This window comes from Myceligenerans cantabricum, assembly GCF_054777735.1.
In genome coordinates this window covers 203,980-230,081 of record NZ_BAAHAJ010000008.1, presented here as the reverse complement: position 1 = coordinate 230,081, position 26,102 = coordinate 203,980, and the positions used below count along the sequence as shown (strand labels likewise).

24 protein-coding genes are annotated in these 26,102 nt (G+C 73.1%); 9 read left to right on the top strand and 15 right to left on the bottom strand.

Going from position 1 to position 26,102, the window contains the following annotated elements; genetic code table 11:
* Positions 1–147 precede the first annotated feature (147 nt).
* The 4 genes from ACYU96_RS08245 (at position 148) to ACYU96_RS08230 (ending at position 3,587) form a co-directional block, all read left to right on the top strand.
* Positions 148–933 carry an amino acid ABC transporter ATP-binding protein gene (locus tag ACYU96_RS08245; protein WP_460751458.1) on the top strand — a complete coding sequence of 262 codons (786 nt, stop codon included), beginning with the start codon at positions 148–150 and terminating at the stop codon, positions 931–933.
* Between the two features lie 85 nt (positions 934–1,018).
* The gene (locus ACYU96_RS08240) at positions 1,019–1,861 is read left to right on the top strand and encodes a glutamate ABC transporter substrate-binding protein (protein ID WP_460751456.1); all 843 of its coding nucleotides are present in this window, start codon (positions 1,019–1,021) and stop codon (positions 1,859–1,861) included.
* Between the two features lie 101 nt (positions 1,862–1,962).
* On the top strand, positions 1,963–2,655 hold the full coding sequence (locus ACYU96_RS08235) for an amino acid ABC transporter permease (protein WP_460751453.1): 693 nt from the start codon (positions 1,963–1,965) through the stop codon (positions 2,653–2,655).
* Complete coding sequence (locus tag ACYU96_RS08230; protein WP_460751450.1) at positions 2,652–3,587, top strand: amino acid ABC transporter permease; 936 nt, start codon at positions 2,652–2,654, stop codon at positions 3,585–3,587. The genes ACYU96_RS08235 and ACYU96_RS08230 overlap by 4 nt, the downstream gene beginning before the upstream one ends.
* Before the next feature lie 93 nt (positions 3,588–3,680).
* Here ACYU96_RS08230 and ACYU96_RS08225 read toward each other — a convergent pair whose 3' ends face one another.
* The 3 genes from ACYU96_RS08225 to ACYU96_RS08215 all read right to left on the bottom strand — a co-directional run bounded on the left by ACYU96_RS08225 (position 3,681) and on the right by ACYU96_RS08215 (position 6,027).
* Positions 3,681–4,256 carry a regulatory protein RecX gene (locus ACYU96_RS08225; protein WP_460751447.1) on the bottom strand — a complete coding sequence of 192 codons (576 nt, stop codon included), beginning with the start codon at positions 4,254–4,256 and terminating at the stop codon, positions 3,681–3,683.
* 35 nt (positions 4,257–4,291) lie between these two features.
* Positions 4,292–5,563, bottom strand: coding sequence for a recombinase RecA (gene recA / locus ACYU96_RS08220; RefSeq protein ID WP_460751445.1), 1,272 nt, complete (start codon positions 5,561–5,563; stop codon positions 4,292–4,294).
* 230 nt (positions 5,564–5,793) lie between these two features.
* Complete coding sequence (locus ACYU96_RS08215; protein WP_460751442.1) at positions 5,794–6,027, bottom strand: DUF3046 domain-containing protein; 234 nt, start codon at positions 6,025–6,027, stop codon at positions 5,794–5,796.
* A 65-nt stretch (positions 6,028–6,092) separates the two neighbouring features.
* Between ACYU96_RS08215 and ACYU96_RS08210 the strand changes: the two genes are divergently transcribed.
* Together ACYU96_RS08210 and ACYU96_RS08205 are read left to right on the top strand one after the other, a co-directional pair.
* On the top strand, positions 6,093–11,183 hold the full coding sequence (locus ACYU96_RS08210) for an Lhr family helicase (protein WP_460751439.1): 5,091 nt from the start codon (positions 6,093–6,095) through the stop codon (positions 11,181–11,183).
* Positions 11,170–11,967, top strand: coding sequence for a DNA-formamidopyrimidine glycosylase family protein (locus ACYU96_RS08205; RefSeq protein ID WP_460751436.1), 798 nt, complete (start codon positions 11,170–11,172; stop codon positions 11,965–11,967). The genes ACYU96_RS08210 and ACYU96_RS08205 overlap by 14 nt, the downstream gene beginning before the upstream one ends.
* A gap of 94 nt (positions 11,968–12,061) precedes the next feature.
* On the opposite strand, the gene ACYU96_RS08200 is transcribed toward ACYU96_RS08205, so the two are convergent.
* From ACYU96_RS08200 to ACYU96_RS08180, 5 genes are all read right to left on the bottom strand, one after another.
* A complete protein-coding gene (locus ACYU96_RS08200; protein WP_460751433.1) occupies positions 12,062–12,418 on the bottom strand; it encodes a helix-turn-helix domain-containing protein in 357 nt (118 codons plus the stop codon).
* A gap of 274 nt (positions 12,419–12,692) precedes the next feature.
* Positions 12,693–13,160 carry a CinA family protein gene (locus ACYU96_RS08195; RefSeq protein WP_460751964.1) on the bottom strand — a complete coding sequence of 156 codons (468 nt, stop codon included), beginning with the start codon at positions 13,158–13,160 and terminating at the stop codon, positions 12,693–12,695.
* Positions 13,161–13,234: 74 nt separating this feature from the next.
* A complete protein-coding gene (pgsA, locus tag ACYU96_RS08190) occupies positions 13,235–13,825 on the bottom strand; it encodes a CDP-diacylglycerol--glycerol-3-phosphate 3-phosphatidyltransferase (RefSeq protein ID WP_460751430.1) in 591 nt (196 codons plus the stop codon).
* Between the two features lie 46 nt (positions 13,826–13,871).
* Positions 13,872–16,634, bottom strand: a complete 2,763-nt coding sequence (locus ACYU96_RS08185; protein ID WP_460751427.1) for an FtsK/SpoIIIE family DNA translocase — start codon at positions 16,632–16,634, stop codon at positions 13,872–13,874.
* A gap of 72 nt (positions 16,635–16,706) precedes the next feature.
* A complete protein-coding gene (locus ACYU96_RS08180; protein WP_460751425.1) occupies positions 16,707–17,117 on the bottom strand; it encodes a hypothetical protein in 411 nt (136 codons plus the stop codon).
* Positions 17,118–17,239: 122 nt separating this feature from the next.
* On the opposite strand from ACYU96_RS08180, the gene ACYU96_RS08175 reads away from it, so the two are divergent.
* On the top strand, positions 17,240–17,872 hold the full coding sequence (locus ACYU96_RS08175; RefSeq protein WP_460751422.1) for a TetR/AcrR family transcriptional regulator: 633 nt from the start codon (positions 17,240–17,242) through the stop codon (positions 17,870–17,872).
* Between the two features lie 49 nt (positions 17,873–17,921).
* Here the strand turns inward: ACYU96_RS08175 and ACYU96_RS08170 are convergent, their stop codons facing one another.
* From ACYU96_RS08170 to rraA, 4 genes are all read right to left on the bottom strand, one after another.
* Positions 17,922–18,806, bottom strand: coding sequence for a DUF4328 domain-containing protein (locus ACYU96_RS08170; protein WP_460751420.1), 885 nt, complete (start codon positions 18,804–18,806; stop codon positions 17,922–17,924).
* A gap of 199 nt (positions 18,807–19,005) precedes the next feature.
* The gene (locus tag ACYU96_RS08165) at positions 19,006–20,691 is read right to left on the bottom strand and encodes a ribonuclease J (protein ID WP_460751417.1); all 1,686 of its coding nucleotides are present in this window, start codon (positions 20,689–20,691) and stop codon (positions 19,006–19,008) included.
* A gap of 37 nt (positions 20,692–20,728) precedes the next feature.
* Positions 20,729–21,718 carry a 4-hydroxy-tetrahydrodipicolinate synthase gene (gene dapA, locus ACYU96_RS08160; protein ID WP_460751414.1) on the bottom strand — a complete coding sequence of 330 codons (990 nt, stop codon included), beginning with the start codon at positions 21,716–21,718 and terminating at the stop codon, positions 20,729–20,731.
* Positions 21,719–21,771: 53 nt separating this feature from the next.
* The gene (rraA, locus tag ACYU96_RS08155; protein ID WP_460751411.1) at positions 21,772–22,236 is read right to left on the bottom strand and encodes a ribonuclease E activity regulator RraA; all 465 of its coding nucleotides are present in this window, start codon (positions 22,234–22,236) and stop codon (positions 21,772–21,774) included.
* Between the two features lie 77 nt (positions 22,237–22,313).
* On the opposite strand from rraA, the gene ACYU96_RS08150 reads away from it, so the two are divergent.
* Positions 22,314–22,823, top strand: a complete 510-nt coding sequence (locus tag ACYU96_RS08150) for a GNAT family N-acetyltransferase (protein WP_460751409.1) — start codon at positions 22,314–22,316, stop codon at positions 22,821–22,823.
* Positions 22,824–22,899: 76 nt separating this feature from the next.
* Complete coding sequence (locus ACYU96_RS08145; protein WP_460751406.1) at positions 22,900–23,376, top strand: hypothetical protein; 477 nt, start codon at positions 22,900–22,902, stop codon at positions 23,374–23,376.
* A 6-nt stretch (positions 23,377–23,382) separates the two neighbouring features.
* Here the strand turns inward: ACYU96_RS08145 and ACYU96_RS08140 are convergent, their stop codons facing one another.
* From ACYU96_RS08140 to ACYU96_RS08130, 3 genes are all read right to left on the bottom strand, one after another.
* On the bottom strand, positions 23,383–23,892 hold the full coding sequence (locus ACYU96_RS08140) for a hypothetical protein (RefSeq protein WP_460751403.1): 510 nt from the start codon (positions 23,890–23,892) through the stop codon (positions 23,383–23,385).
* A complete protein-coding gene (gene dapB, locus ACYU96_RS08135) occupies positions 23,889–24,659 on the bottom strand; it encodes a 4-hydroxy-tetrahydrodipicolinate reductase (protein WP_460751961.1) in 771 nt (256 codons plus the stop codon). Before dapB ends, ACYU96_RS08140 begins: the two co-directional genes overlap by 4 nt.
* 113 nt (positions 24,660–24,772) lie before the next feature.
* A complete protein-coding gene (locus tag ACYU96_RS08130; RefSeq protein ID WP_460751400.1) occupies positions 24,773–26,101 on the bottom strand; it encodes a M16 family metallopeptidase in 1,329 nt (442 codons plus the stop codon).
* Between the last annotated feature and the right edge of the window lies 1 nt (position 26,102).

Sequence of the window (26,102 nt, the reverse complement as noted above, 5' to 3'; positions counted from 1 at the left end):
CGCCGGCCGACGCGGCGCGCGCCTTCGCCGTCGGGCCCGCAGCTCGCGACCGATCTCCCCCCGAATCGGACATCTGTTACCGAACTGTTGTGTCGTCGTGACTCCGACGTCCCCGCGACGAAACACACGATCGATTAGGTTCAAGGGATGGACACCGCGACCCCCGACGACGCACCGGTGGCACGCCGCGAGCCCGGCGCGCCGCTCGTCGAGCTCAGCACCGTGAACAAGCACTTCGGCGAGCTCCACGTGCTGCAGAACATCGAGCTCACCGTCCACCACGGCGAGGTCGTCGTCGTCATCGGGCCCTCCGGCTCCGGCAAGTCGACGCTGTGCCGCGCCATCAACCGGCTGGAGACCATCGACGACGGCGAGATCACCGTCGACGGCACGCCGCTGCCCGAGGAGGGCAAGGCGCTGGCGCACCTGCGCGCCGACGTCGGCATGGTGTTCCAGTCCTTCAACCTGTTCGCGCACAAGACGGTGCTCGACAACGTCACCCTCGGCCCGCGCAAGGTCCGAGGGCTCTCCAAGTCCGCGGCCGAGGACAGGGCGATGAAGCTGCTCCAGCGGGTCGGCGTGGACTCGCAGGCGCACAAGCTGCCCGCGCAGCTCTCGGGCGGCCAGCAGCAGCGCGTCGCGATCGCCCGCGCGCTCGCCATGGAGCCGAAGGTCATGCTGTTCGACGAGCCGACGTCGGCCCTCGACCCCGAGATGGTCAACGAGGTGCTCGACGTCATGGTCGCGCTCGCCAAGGAGGGCATGACCATGATCGTGGTCACCCACGAGATGGGCTTCGCCCGCAAGGCGGCCGACCGCGTCGTCTTCATGGCGGACGGCCAGATCGTGGAGGAGGCGGAGCCCGACGAGTTCTTCACGAACCCGCAGAGCGAGCGCGCCCGGGACTTCCTGTCGAAGATCCTGACGCACTGACCCGGCCCGCGAGCCGGGGACCGCACCCCCACAGCAACCTCATCGACCGGAACAGATGAGAGTCCGCACCATCGAAAGGGAACCCATGCGCAAGCACACGACCGCGGCGGCACTCGCCGCCGTGTCCGCTCTCACCCTGGCCGCCTGCTCCAGCGCGGAGCCCGGCGACACCGGTGACGACGGCGACGGCGGCGGCGAGTCCATCACCGTCGGCATCAAGTACGACCAGCCGGGCCTCGGCCTCCAGAAGGGCAGCGACTACGTCGGCTTCGACGTCGACGTCGCGAAGTATGTCGCCGACAAGCTCGGCTACGGCGAGGACCAGATCGAGTGGAAGGAAGCCGTCTCCGCGAACCGCGAGACGATGCTGCAGAACGGCGACGTCGACATGATCTTCGCGACGTACTCGATCACGGACGAGCGCAAGGAGGTCGTCGACTTCGCGGGCCCGTACTTCGTGGCCGGCCAGGACCTCCTCGTCGCCGCGGACGACGACTCGATCACCGGTCCGGAGGACCTCGAGGGCAAGAACCTCTGCTCGGTCACGGGGTCGACGTCCGCCGAGAACATCAAGACGGACTACGCCGAGGGCGTCGAGCTGGTGGAGCGCCCGGGCTACTCGGAGTGCATGTCGGCTCTCGAGTCGGGCGCCGTCGACGCCGTGACCACCGACGACATCATCCTTGCCGGCCTCGCGGCCGCGCAGTCGGACCCGAGCATGTTCAAGGTCGTCGGGAACCCGTTCTCCGAGGAGAACTACGGCATCGGCCTGCCCAAGGACAGCGACCAGTGCGAGGACATCAACGCCGCGGTCACCGAGATGGTCGACGACGGTACCTGGGACGAGCTCGTCGCCACCCACACCGACGGCACGGGCTACCAGGCCGACGAGGCGCTGAACCCGCCGGAGCCGGACGCCTGCGCCTGATCTGCACGGAGCTCTCGGTTCTTCCGACGACGGTCCGGGTGGCCCTGACGGGCACCCGGACCGTCGTCGGAAGGACCATCATCACGACCGAAAGGTGAGGAGTGGGCGACTATCTGTCCGGCCTCTGGGCGGTGTTCGAGCAGTACAACATCCTTGCCGCGTTCTGGGTCAACATCCAGCTGACCTTCTGGGCGGGGCTGCTCGCGCTCGGGCTCGGCACACTGCTGGCACTCATGCGGATCTCCCCGATCGCGAGCCTGCGCTTCGTCGGGACGGCCTACGTGAACGTCCTGCGGAACACGCCGCTGACGATTATCATGACGTTCATGGTGCTGGCGCTGGCGTTCCAGCTCAAGGTCAACCTGGCGCCGGGCGACTTCGACGGGAACTTCTTCCGGCTCGCGGTCGTGGGTCTGGCCGTCTATCACGCGGCGTTCGTCTGCGAGGCGATCCGGTCCGGCGTCAACACGGTCCCGCTCGGGCAGGCAGAGGCCGCACGCGCGATCGGGCTGCCGTTCCTGGACTCCGCGCGGCTGGTCATCCTGCCCCAGGCGTTCCGGGGGGCGATCGCGCCGCTGGGCAGCACCCTCATCGCCCTCATGAAGAACTCGACGGTGGCGGCGGCGGCCAGCGTGTCCACCGAGACCGCGTCCACGATGAAGGTCGCCATCGAGTTCAGCCCGAACTACCTGATGGAGATCTTCGGCGTGTTCGCTATCGGCTGGGTCATCCTCATCATCCCCATCGGGGTGCTGACCACCTGGCTCTCCGAACGACTGGCGGTGAAGCGATGAGCGCCTCCGTCCTCTTCGACGCGCCGGGGCCGCGGACCCGGGCGCTGACCCTGCTGTTCAACATCCTCGGGGCGCTCGTGCTCCTCGTGCTGGCCGGCTGGGTCCTCTACCTCCTGTACCTCGAGGGGCAGCTCGACGGGCGCCTCTGGGGGCCGATCTTCAGCAGCGAGTTCTGGGCCTTCTACGTCTGGCCCGGCCTGCAGAACACGCTGCGCGCGGCCGCGTTCGCGACCGTCGGCGCCGTGTTGTTCGGCGTGCTGTTCGGCATGGGCCGGCTGGCGCACAACCGGGCGGTCCGGTGGTTCTCGGGTGCCGTGGTGGAGTTCTTCCGCGCGGTGCCCGTGCTGCTGCTCATGATCTTCCTGTGGCTGTACTTCTCCCGCGCCATGCCGTGGATCGACGACCGGCCCTTCACGGCCGTCGTGGTGGCGCTGATCCTGTACAACGGCGCGGTGATCGCCGAGCTGGTCCGCTCCGGCGTGCGGAACCTGCCCAGCGGCCAGGGCGAGGCGGGCCTCGCGGTCGGCATGACGCCGGGGCAGACGCTGCGGTCGGTCCAGCTGCCGCAGGCACTGGTCGCGATGCTGCCCGCGCTGCTCTCGCAGCTCGTCGTGGTGCTGAAGGACTCCGCCCTGGGGCAGATCATCGGCTACGCCGAGCTGCTCCGGTCCGCGCAGATCTTCGCGTCCGCGAACAACAACGCGCTGCAGTCGCTCGTCGTGGCCGCGTTGCTGTTCATCGTCATCAACTGGCTGCTCACGGTGTTCGCGAACCGGATGTCGCGACGGCTGTCGAGCCGGACCTCGGGGCGGGTCGTCGTTCCCGGCGCCCCTGACCCCGCAGTGGCCGGTGTGGCCGCCGGCGGTACCGGGGCACCCGAGACGGGGACGGACGACGACGGCCACGGCCACGGCGGTGGCCGGCACGCCTGAGCTGCGCCGAGACCCGGCGGACGCCGGTACACGTGCCCCGGTCCCTCTCGTCGAGGGTTCCGGGGCACGTCGTCGTCCGGGCCGGGCAGCGGCTCAGTCCGCGTCCGCGTACGGGAGGTCGTCCGTCTCCTCGCCCTCGGCCGCGAGGGCGTCCCGGACGAGCTCGAACGCGAGGCCCGGCGGGTAGCCCTTGCGGGCCAGCGAGCCGACGGCCCGGCGGACGCGCACGTCGCGGTCCTTGCCACGGGTCCGGGCCACCAGCTTCTCCGCAAGGCGTGCCCCGGCCGCACGCTCGTCGTCCGGGTCGATCCGGTCGAGCGCCTCGGTGGCGGTCTCCTCGTCGATCCCCCGGCGCCGCAGCTCGGCCGAGATCGCGCGGCGGGCGAGCCCTCGCTCCTCCTGCCGGGTGCGGACGATCGTGCCCGCGTAGGAGGCGTCGTCCACGAGGCCGACCTCGTCGAAACGGTCCAGGAGGGGCGTCACCACCGACTCCGGGTACCCCTTGCGGGCCAGAGCCTGCTCCAGCTCGCGGCGAGACTTCTGGGAGGCCGTCAGGATGCGGAGCACGGTCTCGCGACCCGCGACCAGGGCTTCCTCGTGGGTGAGCTCGCCGTCCTCGAGGCGCTCCGAGACGGGCTTCCGTGGTGCCCGGCTCCGACGCTTCCCCACGCCGGAACCGGGCCTCTCACCACGGTACTGCACCGTCAGAACGGCGCCTTCGCGGCGGCGGCCTCGGCGGTCTTGGCAGTCTCGGCGGACTCTGCGCCGTCCGACGCCTTGGCCTTCGTGCTCCGGCTGCGCGTCGACCTGGCGGCCGTCGTCTTCGACCCGGACTTGGCGGCCGGCTTCGTGCCGGTCTTGGCCGTGGCCGTCGTGCCGCCCGGGGTGGACGCCGCGGCGACCGCCCCGGACTCGCTCACGCCGCCTGACGCGGCACCGCCCGGCGCGGCGTCGGCGCCCTCGGCGGGCGCGTCGGCCTTCGGGCCGATCCCGAGCTTTTCCTTGATTCGCCTCTCCAGCTCGGCCGCGAGGTCCGGGTTGTCGCGCAGGAACGTGCGCGCGTTCTCCTTGCCCTGGCCCAGCTGGTCGCCCTCGTAGGTGAACCACGAGCCGGACTTGCGCACGAACCCGTTGTCGACGCCCATGTCGATCAGCCCGCCCTCGCGGGAGATCCCGACGCCGTACAGGATGTCGAACTCGGCCTGCTTGAACGGCGGGGCCATCTTGTTCTTGACGACCTTCACGCGCGTGCGGTTGCCGACAGGTTCGGTGCCCTCCTTGAGGGTCTCGATCCGGCGGATGTCCAGGCGGACCGAGGCGTAGAACTTCAGCGCCTTGCCACCGGTGGTCGTCTCGGGCGAGCCGAAGAACACACCGATCTTCTCGCGGAGCTGGTTGATGAAGATCGCCGTCGTCCCCGACGAGTTGAGCGCGCCCGTGATCTTGCGCAGGGCCTGTGACATGAGGCGGGCCTGGAGGCCGACGTGGCTGTCGCCCATCTCGCCCTCGATCTCGGCCTTCGGGGTCAGCGCCGCGACGGAGTCCACGACGATGATGTCGAGCGCTCCGGAGCGGATCAGCATGTCCGTGATCTCCAGCGCCTGCTCGCCGGTGTCCGGCTGCGAGACGAGGAGTGCGTCCGTGTCGACGCCGAGCTTCTGCGCGTAGGCGGGGTCCAGGGCGTGCTCGGCGTCGACGAACGCCGCGATGCCCCCGGCCCGCTGCGCGTTGGCGACGGCGTGGAGCGCGACGGTCGTCTTGCCCGACGACTCCGGCCCGTACACCTCGACGACGCGGCCACGGGGCAGGCCGCCGATACCGAGCGCCACGTCCAGCGCCGTGGATCCGGTGGGAATGACTTCGACGGGCGCCCGGGTGTCTTCCCCGAGGCGCATGACCGAGCCCTTGCCGAAGCTGCGGTCGATCTGGGCGAGAGCTGCCTCCAGGGCCTTCTCGCGGTCTGCCGGTGCTGGCATCTGTCCACCTTCTGATCTCGGGGCGCCGTGTGCGCCGATCCGGATGGGTCCTCCGGGCTGTACCCGGGACGTCATGAGCGACGCTACGCGGACCCACTGACACGGACGCCTTCTCCGGCCCCCGCCTGTCGACAGAGTTCCGGAATCCGTGCCTGTGGTCAGAGTCTAGACGAACATCTGTTCGATGCAACGCGGACACACCGGGGCACGGCGGAAGGGATCACGAACGCTCACCGCGAGGGCGGAGCCTGCCGGTGCCGGTCGGTCCCCCAGCGCTCGGGCTCGGGCACGTCGAGCGCGTCGCACAGCGCGTGCCACACGTCACGCGGCTCGAACCCCTCGTCGAGCGCGTCCTCGCCCGTCCGGTTCCCCAGCTTCGGGAGCACCTGCTCCCGGACCAGGACACGCCCGTACGCCCGGCCGAAGACCTCGTCCACCAACCGCTGGAAATCACTGTGCCGCACCGGACCACCCTACGTTCTGCGCCGCCCCCGTCGTGAGTGTCAGTGTCCCGGCCCACAATGGCCGCATGACCGATCCACTCGCCGTGTTCGGGCCCGCCACCCGGGCATGGTTCGCCGGCGCCTTCGAGCAGCCCACCGCCGCCCAGGCGGGCGCGTGGGACGCCGTCGCGCGCGGGGAGCACGCGCTCGTCGTCGCGCCGACCGGGTCGGGCAAGACGCTCGCCGCGTTCCTCTGGGCGATCGACCGCCTCATGACGTCGGTCCCGCCCGGGGACCCGGCCCGCCGCTGCCGCGTCCTGTACGTCTCACCGCTCAAGGCACTCGCGGCGGACGTGCAGCGCAACCTGCGCTCGCCCCTCGCCGGCATCCGGCAGGCGGCGGTCCGCGAGCGCCTGGACGTGAACGACGTGGCGGTCGGGATGCGCACCGGGGACACCCCGCAGGCGGAGCGCCGGGCGTTCGCGACGCGCCCGCCCGACGTCCTGATCACGACGCCGGAGTCGTTGTTCCTGGTGCTCACGTCCCAGGCACGGGCGGGTCTCGCGGGGGTGGAGACGGTGATCGTGGACGAGATCCACGCGGTGGCGGGGACGAAGCGCGGGGCGCACCTCGCCCTGAGCCTGGAGCGGCTGGACGAGCTCCTGGAGCGGCCGGCGCAGCGGATCGGACTGTCGGCGACGGTGCGTCCGGTGGACTCGGTGGCCCGGTTCCTGGCGGGCGGACGGGACGACGACGGCGCCCGGAAGGTCAGCGTGGTGCAGCCCGTGGCGGTCAAGCGGTGGGACATCGACGTCGTGGTCCCGGTGCCGGACCTGGCCGACCTCGCCGAGGTCGGGACGCCGGACCTGGACGCCGCCCACGCCGCGGACGGGAGCGGTGGGTCCGGCACGACTCCGGACGACGGCGGTCCGCCGGGCGTGCCACCGGGACCGGGCGAGGGCGACGTCGATCTCACCGGGGCGGCCGTGCGGCCGCTGCGGCGGGCCTCGGTGTGGCCGCACGTGGAGGAACGGGTGGTGGACCTCGTCGCCGACCACACGTCGACCCTGGTGTTCACGAACTCGCGCCGGGGCGCCGAGCGCCTCACGGCACGCATGAACGAGGTCTGGGGGCAGCGCCAGGGGTTCGGTCTCGACGACCCGTCGGAGACCTGGGCCGCGCTCGTCCCGGGCCAGTCGGGGACGGCGGCGGGGGTGACGGGTCCTCCTGCGCGCGGGCACCTGGACGGGGCCGGGAGCGAGCACGCGCCCGGACGGGACGGGGTGCCGCGACGCGCCGTCGGGCCGCACGGGCCCGCCGAGCCGGACGGGAGCCCCCCGGGCCGGGGTATCCCCGAGGCCGCGCCGGGTGCGCCTGCCGGGTCGTCGGTGATCGCGCGGGCGCACCACGGTTCGATGAGCCGGAACGAGCGCACGCAGACGGAGTCGGAGCTGAAGGCGGGGCTGCTGCCCGCGGTGGTGGCGACGAGCTCGCTGGAGCTCGGCATCGACATGGGTGCGGTCGACCTGGTGGTGCAGGTCGGTTCGCCGCCGTCGGTGGCGAGCGGGCTGCAGCGGATCGGCCGGGCCGGTCACCAGGTCGGCGCCGTGTCCAAGGGCGTGATCTTCCCGATGTTCCGCGGCGACCTGGTGCCGTCCACGGTGATCGCGCAGCGCATGCGGGCGGGCGAGATCGAGCACCTCCACGTGCCGTCCACCCCGCTGGACGTGCTGGCGCAGCAGGTCGTGGCCATGCTCGCGGTGGACGAATGGTATGCCGAGGACCTGCTCGCCGTCGTACGCCGCGCCTCCCCGTACACGACGCTGGGTGACGCGACGTGGCGGGCCGTGCTCGACATGCTCGCGGGACGGTATCCGAGCGAGGACTTCGCCGAGCTGCGTGCCCGCATCACCTGGGACCGTGCGACCGGCCTGCTGCGGGGGCGGCCCGGCGCGCTGCGCCTCGCGGCGACCAGCGGCGGGACCATCCCGGACCGCGGCCACTACGGTGTCTTCCTCGCCACCGGCGACGGCGACGGCGCGGCCGACGGCGCACCGCGCGGCGGCAAGCGCGTGGGCGAGCTCGACGAGGAGATGGTGTACGAGTCGCGGGTCGGTGACACGTTCACACTCGGATCCAGCACGTGGCGCATCGAGGACATCACGCCGGACCGCGTGCTCGTGTCCCCCGCTCCCGGGCTGCCCGGCCGCCTCCCGTTCTGGAAGGGTGACGCCCCGGGCCGTCCGGCCGAGCTGGGCCGCGCGGTCGGTGCGTTCGTCCGCGGAGCCGATGCCGCGCTGGCCGCCGATCCCGCCGGTGGCCGCGCGCTCCTGCGGGACGCCGGGCTCGACCCGTGGGCCGCCGACAACCTCGCCACCTACCTGGTCCAGCAGCGCGACGCCACGGGCCGGGTGCCGGACGACCGGACGATCGTGATCGAGCGCTTCCGCGACGAGCTCGGCGACTGGCGGGTGGTGATCCACTCCCCGTTCGGCGCGCGGGTGCACGCCCCGTGGTCGCTCGTGGTCGCCGCGCGGCTGCGCGCCCGGTTCGGCGTCGACGTGGCGGCGATGCACTCCGACGACGGCATCGTGCTGCGCCTGCCGGACGACGGCAGCTCCTGGGAGGACTCCCTGGACGCCTCCGCACGGCACAGGCACGACGCGGGCGTGTCCCTCGAGGACCTGCTGATCGACCCCGACGAGGTGTTCGGCGCCGTGCGGGACCAGCTCGGCTCCTCGGTGATGTTCGCCGCCCGCTTCCGCGAGGCCGCGGCCCGCGCGCTGCTCCTCCCCCGGCGCCGGCCCGGCAAGCGGCAGCCGCTCTGGCAGCAGCGGCAGCGGTCGGCCCAGCTGCTCCAGGTCGCCTCGGAGTTCCCCGAGTTCCCGGTGGTGCTGGAGGCCGCGCGCGAGTGCCTGCAGGACGACTTCGACGTCGCCGCCCTGACCGACCTGATGCGCGACACCACCGGCGGGCGGATCCGCGTCGTGGAGACGGTCACCGAGTCGCCGTCGCCGTTCGCGCAGGCGCTGCTGGTCGGCTACACCGCCCAGTTCCTGTACGACGGCGACGCCCCGCTCGCCGAGCGTCGCGCCGCCGCCCTCTCGCTCGACCCGGACCTCCTCACCGAGCTGCTCGGCGACCGGTCCGCGGACCTCGCCGACCTGCTCGACCCCGACGCGGTCCGGCGGACCGAGGCCGAGCTGCAGGGCCTCGCCCCCGACCGGCGCGCGCGGGACGCCGAGGAGCTGTGGGACCTGCTGCGGCGCACGGGACCGCACCCGCTCGGCGCGTTGGCGGCGCGCACCACGGAGGACCAGCGCGACGACCTGCCGGGATGGCTGTCCGGCCTGGAGCGCGCACGCCGCGTGATCCGCGTCCGCCTCTCCGGCCGAGCCTCCCTCCCCGGCCCGTCCGACGGATCCGACGGGACCGACGGGACCGGCACGTCCGAAGCCGAGCAGTGGGCGGTCGTCGAGGACTCCGCCCGGCTGCGCGACGCGCTCGGTGTCGCGCTGCCGGTCGGTATCCCGGAGACGTTCACCGAACCGGTCGCCGACCCCCTCGGCGACCTGGTGCGGCGGCACGCACGCACCCACGGGCCGTTCACCGCCCTGGAGGTCGCCTCCCGTCTCGGCCTCGGGGCCGCCGTGGCGGCCGAGACGCTGGCGCGACTCGCAGCGGCGGGGCACGTGGTCCGGGGCAGGCTGCTGCCCGACACGCTCGGCGGCACCGGCGACGAGTGGTGCGACCCGGGCGTGCTCCGCGTGCTGCGCCGGCGGTCCCTCGCGGCCCTGCGCGCGGAGGTCGAGCCCGTGGTGCAGGAAGGGCTCGGCGTGTTCCTGCCCCGGTGGCAGGGTGTCGGCTCCGGGAACCTGCGCGGCACGGACGGGCTGCTGCAGGTGGTCGAGCAGCTCGCGGGCGCGGCGGTGCCGGCGTCGGCCCTCGAGACGCTCGTGCTGCCGTCCCGCGTCCAGGACTACAGCCCCGCGCTGCTCGACGAGCTCACCGCCGCCGGGGAGGTGCTGTGGTGCGGGCACGGCCGGCTGCCCGGTTCGGGCGGCGGGGACGGGCTCGTCTCCCTGCACCTGGCCGACGGCGCGCCGCTCACCCTCCCGGAAGCCGGACCCGTCGAGCCGGACGGGCCGCTCGACACGGACCTGCACCGCGTCGTGCTCGATCTCCTGACCGGATCCGGTGGCTACTTCCTGCCCCGGATCGCCGAGCTCGCCGACGCCGAGCCCGCCGCCGTCCTGGAGTCCCTCTGGGACCTGGCCTGGGCGGGCCTGGTGACGAACGACGGGCTCGGCGCCCTGCGCGAGCGCCTCGGCGGAGTCGGGGGCGCGCACCGGGCACCCCGCGGGCCGGGACGCGCCCGCCCGGTCCGCCGACCACGCTTCGCGCTGCCCGCCGCCGGGATCTCGCCGGGGCGCCCTGCCTCCGCGCTCGCCGCGGCGCGGGCGCCCCGCGGCGGCGGGGGCCGATGGGCGGCCCTCCCGCCGCGGGAGCAGGATCCGACGCTGCGCGCCCACGCCGTGGCGCAGGTCCTGCTGGACCGGCACGGCGTGCTGACCCGGCCCGCCGCGGCGGCCGAGGGGGTCACGGGGGGCTACCGGGACGTGTACCGGGTGCTGTCCGAGATGGAGGAGCGCGGTGCGACACGGCGGGGGTACTTCGTGGAGCATCTCGGCGGCTCGCAGTTCGCGCTCCCCGGCGCGGTGGACGGGCTGCGGCACGATGCCCAGGACCGTGCGCGCCGCGTCGAGAGGGCCGAGGCCGGGAACGCCCTCGTGCTCGCGGCGACCGACCCGGCCAACCCGTACGGCGCCGCGCTCGCGTGGCCACCCCCGCCGTCGGCGGACGAGGGTTCGCACCGGCCCGGCCGGAAGGCGGGCTCGCTGGTCGTGCTGGTGGACGGGGGCCTCGTGCTGTACGTCGAGCGGGGCGGGCGGAGCATGCTGTCGTTCGACCGGGAGCCCGGCCGTCTCGCCGCGGCGGCCGCCGCGCTCGCCCGGTCGGCGTCGTCGGGCACGCTGGGCAGGCTGGTGGTGCAACGGGTGGACGGTGCCGGCGCACTCCAGGCGGCGGCGTCGGAGAGTCGGGTGGCCGGGGCACTGACGGCCGCCGGGTTCGCGGTCACGCCGCGCGGGCTGCGGGTGGCACGTGCCCGAGGGTGATGTCCTGCGCCTGACCGCGGAACGCCTGGACGCCGCCCTGGCGGGTCAGGTCCTGGTCCGCGCCGAGCTGCGGTGGCCGAGCGTCGCCGCGGCGCGGCTGGTCGGTGCCACGGTGGTCGGCACGGGCACCTACGGCAAGCACCTGCTCACCCGGCTCGGCGACGGCCGCACGCTGCACACGCACCTGCGCATGGAGGGGCAGTGGCGCGTGGACCGCACCGGTTCCCGGGGAGCGGCCGCCCGCGGCCCGGCGGTCCGCGCCGTCCTGGCCACACGGCACTGGACGTGCACGGGGCTGCGGCTCGGCATGCTGGACCTGCTCGCCACGCGCGACGAGCCGCGTCTCCTGACCGGGCTCGGCCCGGACCTCCTCGCCGCGGACTTCGCGCCCGGCGTCGCCGGCTCGCGGCTGCCCGACGGCGTCGCCCGGCTCGCGCGCGACCCGGCCCGCCCCCTGTGCGACGTCCTGCTCGATCAGCGCACCGTCGCCGGGCTGGGAACGATCTGGATGGCGGAGTCCCTCTTCGCCCGGCGGCTGCACCCGTGGACCCCGGCTGGCGACCTCGACGAGCGGGACGCCGCGGCGCTCCTGCTGAGAGCCCGGGACCTCCTGTGGCGCAGCATCCGGATCGCGCGGGTCGACGGGCTGGGCGCCGTCGAGAGCTTCGTGCACGGCCGCGCGGGACGACCGTGCCGGCGGTGCCGCACTCCGATCGCCGTCGGCACCGCCAACGAGCAGCCGTTCGAGCGCCCGGTCTTCTGGTGCCCGGCCTGCCAACGATGACCGGCAGGGGTGACCGACGCGGGATGCGGGCACGACGACGGGCGCCCCACCCGGAGGAGGAGCGCCCGTCGTGAATCGTTGGTGACCGGGGCGGTCAGCCGACCGTTGCCAGGTCCTCGCGTGCGACGTCCCGCTTCGTTGCGGAACGGTCGCCTCGGGCCAGCAGCCCCTGCATGAAGTCCGCGGGGATGGTGTCGGGAATCTGGGGGAGGATTCCTTCTGCGACCGCCACGCGGTCGCTCACCTCACGCAGGATGCGGGACATCGGCACGTCCAGCGCATCGCAGATGGACGCGAGTAGCTCGGACGACGCCTCCTTCTGACCGCGTTCGACCTCGCTGAGGTAGCCGAGGGACACTCGTGCCGCAGAGGACACCTCTCGCAGGGTGCGCCCCTGGAGCTGACGCACATCTCTCAGCACGTCACCGATCTCTTGCCGCATTACTACCATCTCGCGCCCCCTTCCCGTGCCTGTCTCGTTCCCGGATGCGTCCGTCCCCGTGGCGCGGGAGACAAGCGCACGTGCCTTGCGCGACGGCTCGCCTCCTCCAGGGTTCGTCCTACGGTACCCCGTCCTCGGTGAGCCATGACGCCGGGTCCGGCCGGTCGGCTTGTTCGCGATCACGCCCGATCCAACGTCACTGATCCGACTCTTGTTCCCGAAGGCCGTCCCCGTCAAGTGTTTTGCAAGAATTGACCAAGAAGTTTCACCCTTAGGCAACGGGTCACGACAAGTCGGAGATGAGCACGAGGGCCAGCTCCAGTGCTCCGGAGACCGCTCCGGCGATCACGTCCGGCCGGGAACCGGCCAGGTCGAGGCGCCGCACCAGGTCGGCGCCGGACGCGCTCGCCGCCACGAAGACGACGCCGGGCGCGTGCCCGTCCTGCGGGTCCGGACCGGCCACCCCGGTCGTCGCGAGCCCGACGCCGGCGCCGGTCGCCCGACGCACTCCTCTGGCCATCTGCGACGCCACGTCGGGGTCGACCGCGCCCCGTGCGGCCAGCAGCTCGTCGTCGACCCCCAGGAGGCTGGACTTGAGGTCCGTCGCGTACGCGACGATCCCGCCACGCAGCACCGTGGAGGCCCCCGGCACCGAGACCAGCGTGGAGATCACGCCGCCGCCGGTGAGCGACTCGGCGACGCCGAGCGTGAGACCACGATCGCTCAGCGCCCCGAGGAGGATCGGAGCCAGGTCTGCGGCGCCCCGGACCGCGGCACCGCCGGGTCCGGCCGTCCCGCCCGGCGGCGGGCCCCCGTACGGGACGCTCACACCGGCGCGGAGGCCGGCCTGGCCGCCCGCCGGATCCTCCACCCCTGGTAGACGTAGTCGAGGCCGGTCACCACGGTGACGAGGATCGCGGCCACCATGACGATCCAGGCGATCACCGTGAGCCACGGCAGGTCGGCACGCGGCAGGAGGAACGCGGTGATCGCGACGGCCTGCAGCACGGTCTTGACCTTGCCGCCGCGGGAGGCGGGCATCACCGCGTACCTCAGCATCCCCATGCGCATCAGCGTGATGCCGAGCTCCCGCACCAGGATCACCATCGGGACCCACCACGGCAGCTCGTCCAGCGGCCACCACAGCAGGACCAGGGCTGCGCCGACGAGCAGCTTGTCGGCGATCGGGTCGAGGAGCTTGCCGAGGTCGGTGATCAGCCCGCGGGAGCGGGCCAGGTAGCCGTCCACCTTGTCCGACAGGGCGGCGACGACGAAGATGATCGTCGCCGCGATGCGCCAGGTGAAGGACTCGCCGTCGTCGACCAGCAGCGCCCCGGCGAAGACCGGGACCATCGCGATGCGGACCATCGTGACGTAGTTCGCCACGTTCCAGGGCGACGGTGCGTCGTTGACCATTGCTCCACCCTATCCGCCGGAGGAGCCACCCCACGACGCGTCCGGCTCAGCGGGCCTCGCCCTCGGCCATCGCCGATCCGGCATCCTCGCGCTCGGGCTCGGCACCGGCCGTGCCGTCGTCCGCGTCGGCCTCCTCCTGGTCGTAGAAGAGCCGCGAGGGCTCGCCGCGGATGAGCGCGAGCGCCGCGGGCAGGTCGTCGGCGGCGACGAGCACGTCGCGCGCCTTGGACCCCTCGGACGGTCCGACGATCTCCCGCGACTCCAGCAGGTCCATGAGACGGCCCGCCTTGGCGAAGCCGACGCGCAGCTTGCGCTGCAGCATCGACGTCGAGCCGAACTGCGTGGTCACCACGAGCTCGGCGGCCTGGAGCAGGAGGTCGAGGTCGTCGCCGATGTCCTCGTCGATCTGCTTCCTCGCCGCGGCCGGGGCGGCGACGTCCTCCCGGTAGATGGGCTTGAGCTGCGCCTTGACGTGCTCGGTGACGGCCTCCACCTCGGACTCGGTGACCCACGCACCTTGCACGCGCATCGGCTTGGCCGCACCCATGGGCAGGAAGAGCGCGTCCCCCTGCCCGATGAGCTTCTCGGCGCCGGGCTGGTCGAGCACGACGCGGGAGTCCGCGAGCGACGACGTCGCGAACGCCAGCCGGGACGGCACGTTCGCCTTGATCAGGCCGGTGACGACGTCGACCGACGGGCGCTGCGTGGCCAGCACCAGGTGGATGCCCGCGGCTCGCGCGAGCTGCGTGATCCGCTGGATGGAGGCCTCGACGTCGCGCGGGGCGACCATCATGAGGTCCGCCAGCTCGTCGACCACGACCAGCAGGTACGGGTACGGCGCGATCTTGCGCTCGGAACCCGGGAGCGGCTTGACCTTGCCGGACCGCACCGCGGCGTTGAAGTCGTCGATGTGCTTGTACCCGAACTCCGCGAGGTCGTCGTAACGGGTGTCCATCTCCCGGACCACCCACTCGAGGGCCTCCGCGGCCTTCTTCGGGCTGGTGATGATCGGCGTGATGAGGTGCGGGATGCCCTCGTAGACGGTCAGCTCCACGCGCTTCGGGTCGACGAGCACCATCCGCACCTGCTCGGGCGTGGCCCGCATGAGCACGGACGTGATCATCGAGTTGATGAAGCTCGACTTGCCCGCGCCCGTCGCGCCCGCGACGAGGATGTGCGGCATCTTCGCGAGGTTCGCCACGACGTAGCCGCCCTCGACGTCCTTGCCCACGCCCATCACCATCGCGTGCTCGGTGCGGCGCGCGGCCGTGGAACGCAGCACGTCGCCGAGCACAACCGTCTCGCGGTCGGCGTTCGGGATCTCGATGCCGATCGCGGACTTGCCCGGGATCGGCGACAGGATCCGCACGTCCGCGCTGGCCACGGCGTAGGCGATGTTGTTCGAGAGGGACGTGATCCGCTCGACCTTGGTCTTGGGCCCGACCTCGACCTCGTACCGGGTGACGGTCGGCCCGCGGGTGAAGCCCGTGACCTTCGCGTCGACGCCGAACTGGTCGAACACGCCGGTGAGCGACTCGACCACCCGGTCGTTCGCGGCCGACCGGGTCTTGTGCGGCGGGCCCTCCACGAGCAGGCCCTCCTCCGGCAGGAGGTAGACGGTGTCACCGTCGAACATGGGCTGCTCGCCCCGCGGCATCGGGGCGGGGGCCGCGGGCGGCTTCGGCGTCTTCTTCCGGGCCGGGGGGTCCGGCTCGCCGTCGAGCAGGCCCGGGCCGATCGCCGGCGCGCCAGGGGCGCCCTTGCGCTCGCCGGTCGGGATGCGCTGGGTGGTGAGCTTGCCGGACGCGGCCGACGCCTCGCCGTCGGCGGGCTCGAGGTAGGCCGCCTTCTCGAAGGCCTCGTCCCCCACGTAGCCCTTGGCGCCCTTGCGCCGGTGGCGCCTGCCGAACTGCGACCTCGTGCCCGGCGAGCCGTCGGCGCCGGTCTCGGTGCCGTCCGCGCCCTCGGGGCCACGCTCGCCCGTGAGACGGTCGTAGACGCCGAGCAGCCGGGCCGGGATGCGGTGCACCGGCGTGGCCGTGACGATCAGCAGCCCGAAGAAGGTGGCGAGCACGTAGAGGGGCACCGCGAACCACTGGGTCAGCCCGGTCACGACGGGCGCCGCGAACAGATACCCGAGCACGCCTCCGGCCTTCTGCACGGCCCCGAAGCCGTCGGCGGGCGACGGCACCCCCGCGGAGACGTGGACCAGGGCGCACACCGACACGACGATGAAGCTCAGGCCGATCGTCACGCGGCCGTTGGCCCGCGCCCGCCCGGGGTGCCGCATGAGCCGCAGCGCGATCCAGAGCAGCAGGACCGGCAGGGCGACGCCGGCGAGGCCGAACGTCCCCGCGACGACCGCGTGCACGCCGTCGCCGAACGAGCCCTCGATCCCCCACCACTCGCGGGCGGCGACCACGACCGCGAGCGCGAGCAGGAAGAAGCCGACGCCGTCGGCCCCGTGGTCGGGTTCCGGGTTCGCGTCCGCCTTCGCCGCCGTGTCCCGCGACGTCCCCTTCGCCGCCGTGCTCCTGGTCGCCTTGCCCACCTCGTCCTCTCCGTCGCCGGGCTCCGTGCCGCTGTCGCGCGGCCCGACCGCCCGCGTCGCGCCGCCGACGGCGTGCGCCACCCCCATCCAGGTGCCACGCGCGGCGCGGACCGGCCAGGACTGCGCGACGCCGGCCGACGCGGAGCCGCCGCGGGCCGAGCCCGCGCCCTTGGCCTTGCGGGGCGCGGCACTCCTGCGTGGAGCCGGCTTCCGGGACTTGCCGCTGCGGCCGCCGCCCTTGGTCGTTCGGGTCGCCATGATGCTGCCCACGGTAACGAGGCACACGGGTGTGCCCACGCACCCGCGCCGGTGTGTCCGGTTCCCGAGCGGTCAGGACGTGAGGAGTCCCACCGCGAGCGTGGCCACTCCCGCACCCAGGAAGGTCGCGCCGGCCGGGAACAGGATCTTGAAGCCGTTCGGCGCGGTGCGGCCCGCGCCCATGGCGCTGAAGAAGAACCCGCCCGGCAGGAGGATCGCCGCGACGAGCACGCCGGTGGCGCCGAGCCAGTGCCAGAAGCCGGGCAGCGTCGTCGCCTCGGCGAGCACGACGCACAGCAGGCCGAGAGTCACCAGCACCCCCGCGTGCGCGTGGCCGGCCCGGTAGAAGGCCTTCTGGAAGTCCGTGGCCGGTACACCTCCTCCGAGGACCTTGAGCAGGAAGAACCCGCCGGACTCGATCCCCACCACGGTCAGCAGGACGATCCCGGCGGTGATGCGCGCGCCGTCGGACAGGTCGAGCATGGCAGTTCCCCTCACGTGTGCGTCAGATGCGCCGACAGACCGTCCTCGATCGCCGGACCGTTTGGTAACACCGTTATAAAACACTGTTCGCCAACGCGCGTCAAGGGTTCTACACTCACGGGATGGCACGTCCCCGCACGCACGACGACGCCCTGCGCGGGCGCCTGCTGGAGGTCACCTCCCGGACGGTCTCCGAGCGCGGCGAGGCCGGGGTCACGGTGCGCTCGGTCGCCACCGACGCGGGCACGAGCCCGTCCGCCGTCTACGCGCTGTTCGGGTCGCGCGAGAAGCTCCTCGCCGCCGTGACCGCCGAGGGCTTCCGCCGCTTCGCCGAGCATCTCGCCGCCGTGCCGCACACCGGGGCCCCGGCCGAGGACCTGCGCGCCCTCGGCCTGGCCTACCGCACGTCGGCGCTGGAAGACCCGCACTTCTACCGAGTCATGTTCGACCGCGGCGTCGAGGCCGGGCACGACGGCGGGGACGCACCAGCGTCCGCCGACGTCGCCACCGGGAAGACGGGCGTCACGCCCGCCACGAGACGCGACACGTTCGGCGTCCTGCGCGACGCCGTCGCGCGCACCCTCCCTAGCGCCTCCGGCGAGCAGGTCGAGACCGTGGCGCTCGGCCTGTGGGGGCTCACCCACGGGCTCGTCTCCCTGGAGCTCGCGGGCCGGCTCGACGGCGACCCGGAGACCCGCGCCCGTCGCTACGCGGAGACGCTGGGCGCCCTGGGGCCGCTGCTCACCACGGGCTGATCGCCGGCGTGGCCGCCGCCGGGACGACCACGCCACGTGCTGCGCGCCGTCAGGCCGGAGCCGGCCGGCCGAGGTTCGGCTGCGTGGGAGCCGCCCAGGCGCGCTGCGCGGCGGTCAGCTCCCGCACGTACCGGATCCACGACCCGCCCGCCACGGTCGTCAGCAGGGCGGTCACCGTCTCGAGGACGGGCACGGCCGCGACGGCGGGCGTGAGTTCGCCGGTGCCCAGCAGCCCGCCGGTGAGCCCGTTGACGGCGTTGTCGATGAAGTTCGGGATCAGCCAGCAGGCCCACCACAGGCCCATGCCTCCGGTCATCGCGGCGCCGAGCGTCGCACGACGGACGTCCCGGACCACCTGGTAGGGAAACCAGAAGGTGACGATCGGTACCCACCAGCCCAGCCACACCCAGACGGCACTGCGTTCGTGCCTGACCTGCGGAGCGACCGCCAGGGAGAAGCGGCGGCCCTGCTGCAGCCAGAGACAGGCGACGACGTACGCCGCGACCGACACGGGTAGGTGGAGGACCACCATGCTGTCATAGAGCAGGTACGGCGTCTCGTTGTAGGTCAGCCCGAGCTCACCGGCGGTCTTCAGGTCGTCCGACGCGAGCCAGGCGGACGCCGCGGTGGCGACGCGCCCCGCGATGAGCGCCGCGGCCAGGATGATCACGGCCACGGCCAGCCCTGCGGGCACGGGTGGCAGCGGGCCGACGGGCGCCGCCGCCTGCGCGGAGGACACGTGCGGGGCGAAGAGGCCCGGCTCCGCGAACGACGGGCCGGGCGCGACGGGCCGCGCCCGCGGCAGCCCGGCGCGACCGGCCGCGGCCGGCTGCATCCCGGCGGGAGGTGCGAACTCCGGCTGAGCGCTCGGAGGGTGCGGCCCGGACGCATCGGGTGCGTGGTGGTCGGGCGGCAGGGCCTGTGACTCTGGCATGGCGGCTTTCGGTGCGATCTGGCAAGACCGCAGTACCGTAGCGACCAGGCGTGCCCGGAAATCACTGACTCCGGGTGAAATACGGTCACATTCCAGCCACGGACGACCGCGGACGGCCGGTCTGTCGGCGGGCCCGGCAGCAAAGGCTGTCGACACCGCCGGCAGACCGGCCGTCCGCGGTCGATCGCACGCTACGCGATCACGCCTCGACGACCACCGGAACGATCATCGGCTTGCGACGCAGGCGCGTGGACACGAAGCGGCCCACCGTGCGGCGGATGATCTGCTGCAGCTGGTGGGTGTCGGTCGCGCCCCCGGCGATCGCCGTCTCGAGCGCCTCGGTGATCTCCGGCAGGACCTTGTCGAACACGCCGAGGTCCTCCGCCATGCCGCGTGCCAGGATCTGGGGCCCGGCCAGCACCTTGCCGGTGGCCGTGTCCACCGCGGCGTACACGGAGACGAAGCCCTCCTCGCTGAGGATCCGGCGGTCCTTGAGCTCGGCGTCGCCGATCTCGCCGACCGAGGAGCCGTCCACGAACACGTACCCGCACGGCACCGCGCCCACGACGGACGCCTTGCCGTCCACGAGGTCGACGACGACGCCGTCCTCCGCGAGCACCACGCGGTCCGCCGGGACACCGGTCTTGACCGCGATGGAGCCGTTCGCCACGAGGTGCCGCACCTCACCGTGCACCGGCATGACGTTGCGCGGCCGCAGGATGTTGTAGCAGTACATGAGCTCGCCGGCGCTGGCGTGCCCGGACACGTGCACCTTGGCGTTCGCCGAGTGCACGACGCGGGCGCCGAGGCGGGTGAGTCCGTTGATGACGCGGAACACCGCGTTCTCGTTGCCCGGGATCAGGGACGACGCGAGGATCACCGTGTCGCCGTTCTCGACCTGGACGCGGTGATCGCCGTTCGCCATGCGGCTCAGGGCCGCCATCGGCTCGCCCTGCGAGCCCGTCGACATGTAGACGATCTTGTCGTCCGGCAGGCTGTCCGCCTTCTTCATGTCGATCAGCACGCCGGGCGGCACGTCGAGATAGCCGAGGTCCTCGGCGATGCCCATGTTGCGCACCATCGAGCGGCCCACGAACGCGACCCGGCGCTTGTGCGCGTGCGCAGCGTTCAGCACCTGCTGCACGCGGTGCACGTGCGAGGAGAACGACGCCACGATGATCCGCTTGTCCGCCCGGCCGAACACGCCGTCGAGCACGGGCCCGATCTCGACCTCGGGGGTGACGAAACCTGGTACCTCGGCGTTCGTGGAGTCGACCATGAACAGGTCGACGCCCTTCTCCCCCAGGCGCGCGAACGCGCGCAGGTCGGTGACGCGCCCGTCCAGCGGGATCTGGTCCATCTTGAAGTCGCCGGTGTGCAGCACCGTCCCGGCACCCGTGGTCACGGCGACCGCGAGCGCGTCCGGGATCGAGTGGTTCACCGCGACGAACTCGCAGCCGAAGACGCCCAGCTGCGCGACGTCGCCCTCCTTCACCTCACGGGTGACGGGCTTGATGCGGTGCTCCTTGAGCTTGGCCTCGATGAAACCGAGCGTCAGGCGCGATCCCACCAGGGGGATGTCGCGGCGCAGCCGCAGCAGGTAGGGCACGGCACCGATGTGGTCCTCGTGCCCGTGGGTCAGCACGATCGCCTCGATGTCGTCGAGCCGGTCGGCGATGTACTCGAAGTCCGGCAGGATCAGGTCCACGCCGGGCTGGTTGTCCTCGGGGAAGAGGACGCCGCAGTCGATGACGAGCAGGCGCCCGTCGTACTCGAGAACGGCCATGTTGCGGCCCACCTCTCCGAGCCCGCCGAGGGCGACGACACGAAGTCCGCCCTTCGGCAGCTCGGGGGGCATGGGCAGCTCAGGATGTGGGTGACTCAAAGGGCCTCCTGGCCTCGTTCTGACAGGTTCTGAAGTCTCAGTGGGGGACGACTATCGCGGGGTGCCCGACGATGGCCGTGGCCTCGTCCGGCAGCTCCGGCGGCGACATCGGGGTCGCGCTCTGCGGGAGCAGGCCCGCGGCGACGAGGACGGCGCGCAGCGTCGCGACCTCGTGGTCGCTCGCGGCGACGTTCGGCAGCCGCAGCGTGCGGTGCTCCAGGACGCCCTGGGCCTGCAGCGCGGCCTTGGCCATCACGGCCTGCGCACCCGCGCCGTTGAGCGCGTTGACGACTGTCAGGACGCCGCGGAAGGCGGTCAGCGCCCCGGCGTGGTCCCCGGCGTCCCACCGGCGCACCACCTCGGCGTACTGCGCGCTCACCACGTGCGCCGACACGGACACGATGCCCGCGCCGCCGATGCTGAGGAACGGCAGGAGCAGACCGTCGTCGCCCGAGTACCAGGCGAGGCCCGTGGCCTCGATCAGCTGTGCTGCCGACCAGACGTCACCGGTGGCGTCCTTGTTGGCGACGATGCGCGGGTGCCGGGCGATGCGCACGAACGTCTCGGGCGCGATGCGGACCCCCGCCCGCCCGGGGATGTCGTAGAGCATCACCGGCAGCTCCGTGGCGTCGGCCACAGCGGTGAAGTGCTGGAACAGGCCCTCCTGCGACGGGCGCGAGTAGTACGGCGAGACGATCAGCAGGCCGTCCGCCCCCGCGTCGGCGGCCTGCTCCGCCATCCGGATCGCGTGCGCCGTGTCGTTCGACCCGGCTCCGGCCAGGATCGCGGCACGGTCCCCGACCGCCTCCACGACGGCCGCCACGAGCTCCGCCTTCTCGGGGGCGTGCGTCACCGGCGACTCGCCGGTGGTGCCGGACAGGACCAGGCCGTCGCTGCCGTCGTCCACCAGTTTCTTCGCCAGCTTCGCCGCAGCCCTCAGGTCGATCGCGCCGTCCGGCGTCATCGGGGTGACCATCGCGGTGAGGAGGGCGCCGAACGGGCGCGCCTCGTTGCTGGGAAGAACCATGAGGACACCGTACCGTCCCAGGGGCTGGAAGTTCCCGCCGCGACGGCCCCTCGTCAGCGTTCCACGAGCACCCCGTCGGGGTCCGCCCACACGGTCGCGCCCGGCCGGAAGACGACGCCGCCGATCTCCACCGGCTCGTCCGTGACGCCGGCGCCCGTCTTGGCGGACTTGCGCGGGTTGGTACCGAGCGCCTTGACGCCCAGCCCCAGGCCGCCGATCGCCACGGAGTCCCGGATCGCGCCGTGGATGATCGCCCCCGCCCAGCCGTGCTCGACGGCCGACGCCGCGATGAGGTCCCCCATGAGGGCCGAGCGCAGCGAGCCGCCGCCGTCGACGACGAGGACCCCTCCCGCGCCGGGCGTCGCACACACGGCTTTGACCAGGGCGTTGTCCTCGAAGCACCGGACAGTGCGCACCGGTCCGGAGAACTCGGCGACGCCGCCGAGGTCCCGCAGCTGGATCCCGAGCGAGGCGAGGCCCTCGCCGCGCTCGTCGTACAGGTCTGCCGTCGCCACCATCGATCCTCCGTCTCACGATTCCGCCGCGCGACACGATACTCAGGCTCGCGAGCAGCGCGTGACATAGGGTTTCGGGCATGGCCCTGTTCCGCGACCTCGCCGACGTCTCCGTCCGGCCCGCCGTGCCGGGGGACGAGACGGCGGTGACCGCTGTCCAGCTCGGAGCCTGGCGGGCCACGCACGACGCCACCCTGGGTGACGGCGTGATGGACCGCCTCGACACCGGCGTCATGCAGGAGCGCTGGAAGGCCGCGATCGAGACGGCCCCCGGTCCCGGGTTCGCCGTCCTCGTCGCGCTCGACGGACCCGACCTCGTCGGGTTCGCGGCCGTCGCACCGGGGCAGGTCCTGTCGCTGGAGGTGGAGCCCGACCACCGCCGTGCCGGGCACGGCTCGCGCCTGCTCGCCGCCGCCGTGGACCGGCTGCGGACCGACGGCGCGCAGGAGGTCACCGCCTGGGTGCTCGAGGGCGACACCGCACGCGAGCAGTTCCTCGCGGACTGCGGGCTCGGCCCCGACGGGACCGAGCGCACCCTCGCTACCGGCCCCCGGACCGTCGTCGAACGCCGGTGGAGCGCCTCGATCTGAGCGTGCGCGCACCGCGAACCCGAAGGTTCACAGGTACGTGACACCCTCGTGACATCCGCTTGTCACCATCACGCACATGGGGATCGTGACGGAATACTTCGCCGCGGAGACCGACGAGGTCGCGGCCACGGCGCTGCTCTTCCGCGGCGGCCCGTCGGCCCCCGACGACGCGGACCTGCCGCACTTCGACGCCGTGGTGCTGCCGTCCGTCGAGCCGTTCATCATGCTCGCCGGGCTGGCGCAGGCGCTGTCGGGACGCCCCTACGGCGAGATCACCGCGCACCCGCGGCACGGCGCGCTGGTCGGCAGCAGCGGGGACGAGGGTCCGTGGATCGTGTCGGTCACGGACGACCTCGCGAAGGACCTCGCGTCCGCGTCGCCCGAGCGCCTCGCGCGCGTGACCCGGAAATGGGTGCGCGAGTCGGAGCCGCCGGTGCCCCCGCACCGGCTCACACCCGCGGTGCTGCTGCTCGCGGAGCTCGCCGCGCGCGCCGTCGCGGACGGCCGCGCGATCTACTGCTGGACCTCGCTGGGAACCACCGGCAGGCCATAGCCGGCCCTATCGCGGCGAGTAGAGGCTCGAGGCCTTGCGCAGGGCCTCCCGGGCACGACGACGGTCACCCGCGGCGTCGTAGGCGAAGGCCAGGTGATACCAGGCGCGCCAGTCCGCGGGCCGCGCCTCGACGCCGGCGCGGTGCTGGGCGAAGGCTCCGTCGGCCGCCTCGCGGTCGATCCGGCCGCCGGCCGAGCGCGGCAGGTCGTCCACGGGTAGCTCGCCGGCGGCGGCCAGCACGTCGGCCATCGCCTGCACGCGCGCGGCCAGCCAGAACTCCCGCACGATGAACCCGAGCACCAGCAGCGGAAGCACGAGGACCGCCAGGCCGATCCCGACGAGCACCGGCTCGGCGGTGCCGATCATCGCGATCCCGCGCCCGGCCACCGCCCACACGTACAGCGCGAACAGCGCGGTGACGGCGAGCGCACCGAACAGCCCGCGCGGCGGCCTGCGCCGGGGCGCCCCGGCGGGGCGTGGGCCGTCCGACGCCGCGCTCCGGCCGGTGCCGCTCACGACAGGTCCAGCACGTGCTCGAGGCCCACGGTCAGTCCGGGACGGTCCACCACGGCCCGCACGGCAACGAGCACGCCCGGCATGAACGACGACCGGTCGAACGAGTCCTGCCGCACGACCAGCTGTTCGCCGGGGTTCCCGAGCAGGATCTCCTCGTGCGCCACGAGGCCGCGCAGGCGCACGGCGTGCACGCGGACACCGTCGACGTCGGCGCCGCGCGCCTCCCAGCCGGTCTCGGTGGCGTCCGGGGACGGGGCCAGGCCCGCGTCGGCACGGGCCGCCGAGATCGCCGAGGCCGTGTGCCGCGCCGTACCCGACGGGGCGTCCACCTTGTCCGGGTGGTGCAGCTCGATGACCTCGGCCGACTCGAAGTAGCGGGCGGCCTTCGCGGCGAACGTCATGGCCAGCACTGCCGACAGCCCGAAGTTCGGGGCGATGAGGACACCCAGCCCCGCGTCGTCGGCCCGGTCGGCGTTGAGCCGGTCGAGGTGCTCGACGACGCGTCCGCGCGACACGTCGTCCCAGCCCGTCGTCCCGACGACGGCGTGCGCCCCGGCGTCGAGCACGGCGTGCACGTTCGCCTCGGCGGCGGCCGGCACCGTGAAGTCGACGACGACGTCGGCCCCGGCCAGCGCGCCGGTGGTGATCGCGTCGTCCTTGTCGAGCCGCGCGACGAGCGTCAGCCCGCCGGCCGCCTCGACGGCCGCGCAGGTCTGCGTGCCCATCCGCCCGGCCGCACCCAGCACGGCCACCTTGATCTCGGCCATCTCCTCGCCTTTCTCCTCAACGGTCGCCTCGTCCGAGCCCGACCACATCATCGTGCCTGGTGGGACGTGGCCACCAGGCACGACGACCCCGGTCGGCATCGGACGAGGCCGAGTCACGCGTCGAACGGTCCCACGCGGATCACCGAGCGCGGGCGGGACGCCAGCTCCTGGGCCAGGGTCCGGACGTTCTCGCGCGTGACCGCGCGGATCCGGTCCAGGCTCTCCTCCAGCGAGTACAGCTCCCCGTGCACCAGCTCGGCCCGCCCCAGCCGGCTCATCCGGGACCCGGAGTCCTCCAGCCCCAGCACGAGCGACCCGCGCAGCTGGCCCACCGACCGGGTCAGCTCCGCCTCGGTGATGCCACCGTCGGCCAGCCGCTCCAGCTCGGCGACCAGCAGCTCCTCCACCTGCTCGGCCTTCGCCGGGGCGCAGCCCGCGTACAGGCCGAACGTCCCGAGCCCGCCGTGCCCGGCGGCGAACGAGTACGTCGTGTAGGCGAGGCCGCGCTTCTCGCGGATCTCCTGGAACAGCCGCGACGACATGCCGCCGCCGAGGGTCGCGTTCAGCACCGAGAGCGCGAACCGGCGGTCGTCCGTCGCGGCGAGGCCGGTACCTCCCACGATGATGTTCGCCTGCTCCACGGACCGGTTGATCGTCCGCGACGCACCGCTGGTCGGGATGCCGACGGTCTGCGGGGTGGAGTCGCGCCTCGACCCCGGCGCGATCGCCTCCTCGAGCCGCCAGCCGCCCTCGGTCAGCGCGTGCACGACCAGGTCGCAGAGCTGGTCGTGGTCGACGCCACCCGCGGCGGCCACCACCAGCGTGGCGGGCTCGTAGTGGGTGCGGTAGTGGTTCCAGACCGCGTCGCGCGGCACCGCGCCGATCGTGTCGGCGGTACCGCCGATCGGCCGCCCGAGCGGGTGCGACCCGAGCACGGCCGCCGAGAACTCCTCGTGCACCACGTCCGCGGGGTCGTCCTCGGTCATGGCGAGCTCCTCGAGGATCACGCCACGCTCGGTCTCCAGCTCCTCGGCGTCGAGCCGGGCACTGGTCACCATGTCCCCGATGACCTCCACCGCCATCGGCAGGTCGGCGTCGAGCACCCGCGCGTAGTAGCAGGTGAACTCCTTGCCGGTGGCGGCGTTGGCCTCCCCGCCGACGGCGTCGAACGCCTCCGCGATGTCCAGCGCGCTGCGCCGGTCGGTCCCCTTGAACAGCAGGTGCTCCAGGAAGTGCGTCGACCCGAAGTGCCCGTCGGTCTCGTCCCGGGAGCCGACGCCGACCCACGCGCCCACCGTCACCGAGCGCAGGCCCGGCATGTGCTCGGTGATGACGCGAACGCCGCCGGGCAGGACGGTGCGACGAATGGTCGCGCCGTCCTGCCCGGCGATCAGGTCGGCACCGGGCTCACCCGCGGCTGCGAGTGGCAGGTGCCACGGCATC

Coding starts and splice junctions, on each gene's coding strand:
- ACYU96_RS08245 (WP_460751458.1), top strand. CDS start 148: ATGGACACCGCGACCCCCGACGACGCACCGGTGGCACGCCGCGAGCCC.
- ACYU96_RS08240 (WP_460751456.1), top strand. CDS start 1,019: ATGCGCAAGCACACGACCGCGGCGGCACTCGCCGCCGTGTCCGCTCTC.
- ACYU96_RS08230 (WP_460751450.1), top strand. CDS start 2,652: ATGAGCGCCTCCGTCCTCTTCGACGCGCCGGGGCCGCGGACCCGGGCG.
- recA (WP_460751445.1), bottom strand. CDS start 5,563: ATGCCAGCACCGGCAGACCGCGAGAAGGCCCTGGAGGCAGCTCTCGCC.
- ACYU96_RS08210 (WP_460751439.1), top strand. CDS start 6,093: ATGACCGATCCACTCGCCGTGTTCGGGCCCGCCACCCGGGCATGGTTC.
- ACYU96_RS08200 (WP_460751433.1), bottom strand. CDS start 12,418: ATGGTAGTAATGCGGCAAGAGATCGGTGACGTGCTGAGAGATGTGCGT.
- pgsA (WP_460751430.1), bottom strand. CDS start 13,825: ATGGTCAACGACGCACCGTCGCCCTGGAACGTGGCGAACTACGTCACG.
- ACYU96_RS08185 (WP_460751427.1), bottom strand. CDS start 16,634: ATGGCGACCCGAACGACCAAGGGCGGCGGCCGCAGCGGCAAGTCCCGG.
- ACYU96_RS08180 (WP_460751425.1), bottom strand. CDS start 17,117: ATGCTCGACCTGTCCGACGGCGCGCGCATCACCGCCGGGATCGTCCTG.
- ACYU96_RS08175 (WP_460751422.1), top strand. CDS start 17,240: ATGGCACGTCCCCGCACGCACGACGACGCCCTGCGCGGGCGCCTGCTG.
- ACYU96_RS08170 (WP_460751420.1), bottom strand. CDS start 18,806: ATGCCAGAGTCACAGGCCCTGCCGCCCGACCACCACGCACCCGATGCG.
- dapA (WP_460751414.1), bottom strand. CDS start 21,718: ATGGTTCTTCCCAGCAACGAGGCGCGCCCGTTCGGCGCCCTCCTCACC.
- rraA (WP_460751411.1), bottom strand. CDS start 22,236: ATGGTGGCGACGGCAGACCTGTACGACGAGCGCGGCGAGGGCCTCGCC.
- ACYU96_RS08150 (WP_460751409.1), top strand. CDS start 22,314: ATGGCCCTGTTCCGCGACCTCGCCGACGTCTCCGTCCGGCCCGCCGTG.
- ACYU96_RS08145 (WP_460751406.1), top strand. CDS start 22,900: ATGGGGATCGTGACGGAATACTTCGCCGCGGAGACCGACGAGGTCGCG.
- dapB (WP_460751961.1), bottom strand. CDS start 24,659: ATGGCCGAGATCAAGGTGGCCGTGCTGGGTGCGGCCGGGCGGATGGGC.
- ACYU96_RS08130 (WP_460751400.1), bottom strand. CDS start 26,101: ATGCCGTGGCACCTGCCACTCGCAGCCGCGGGTGAGCCCGGTGCCGAC.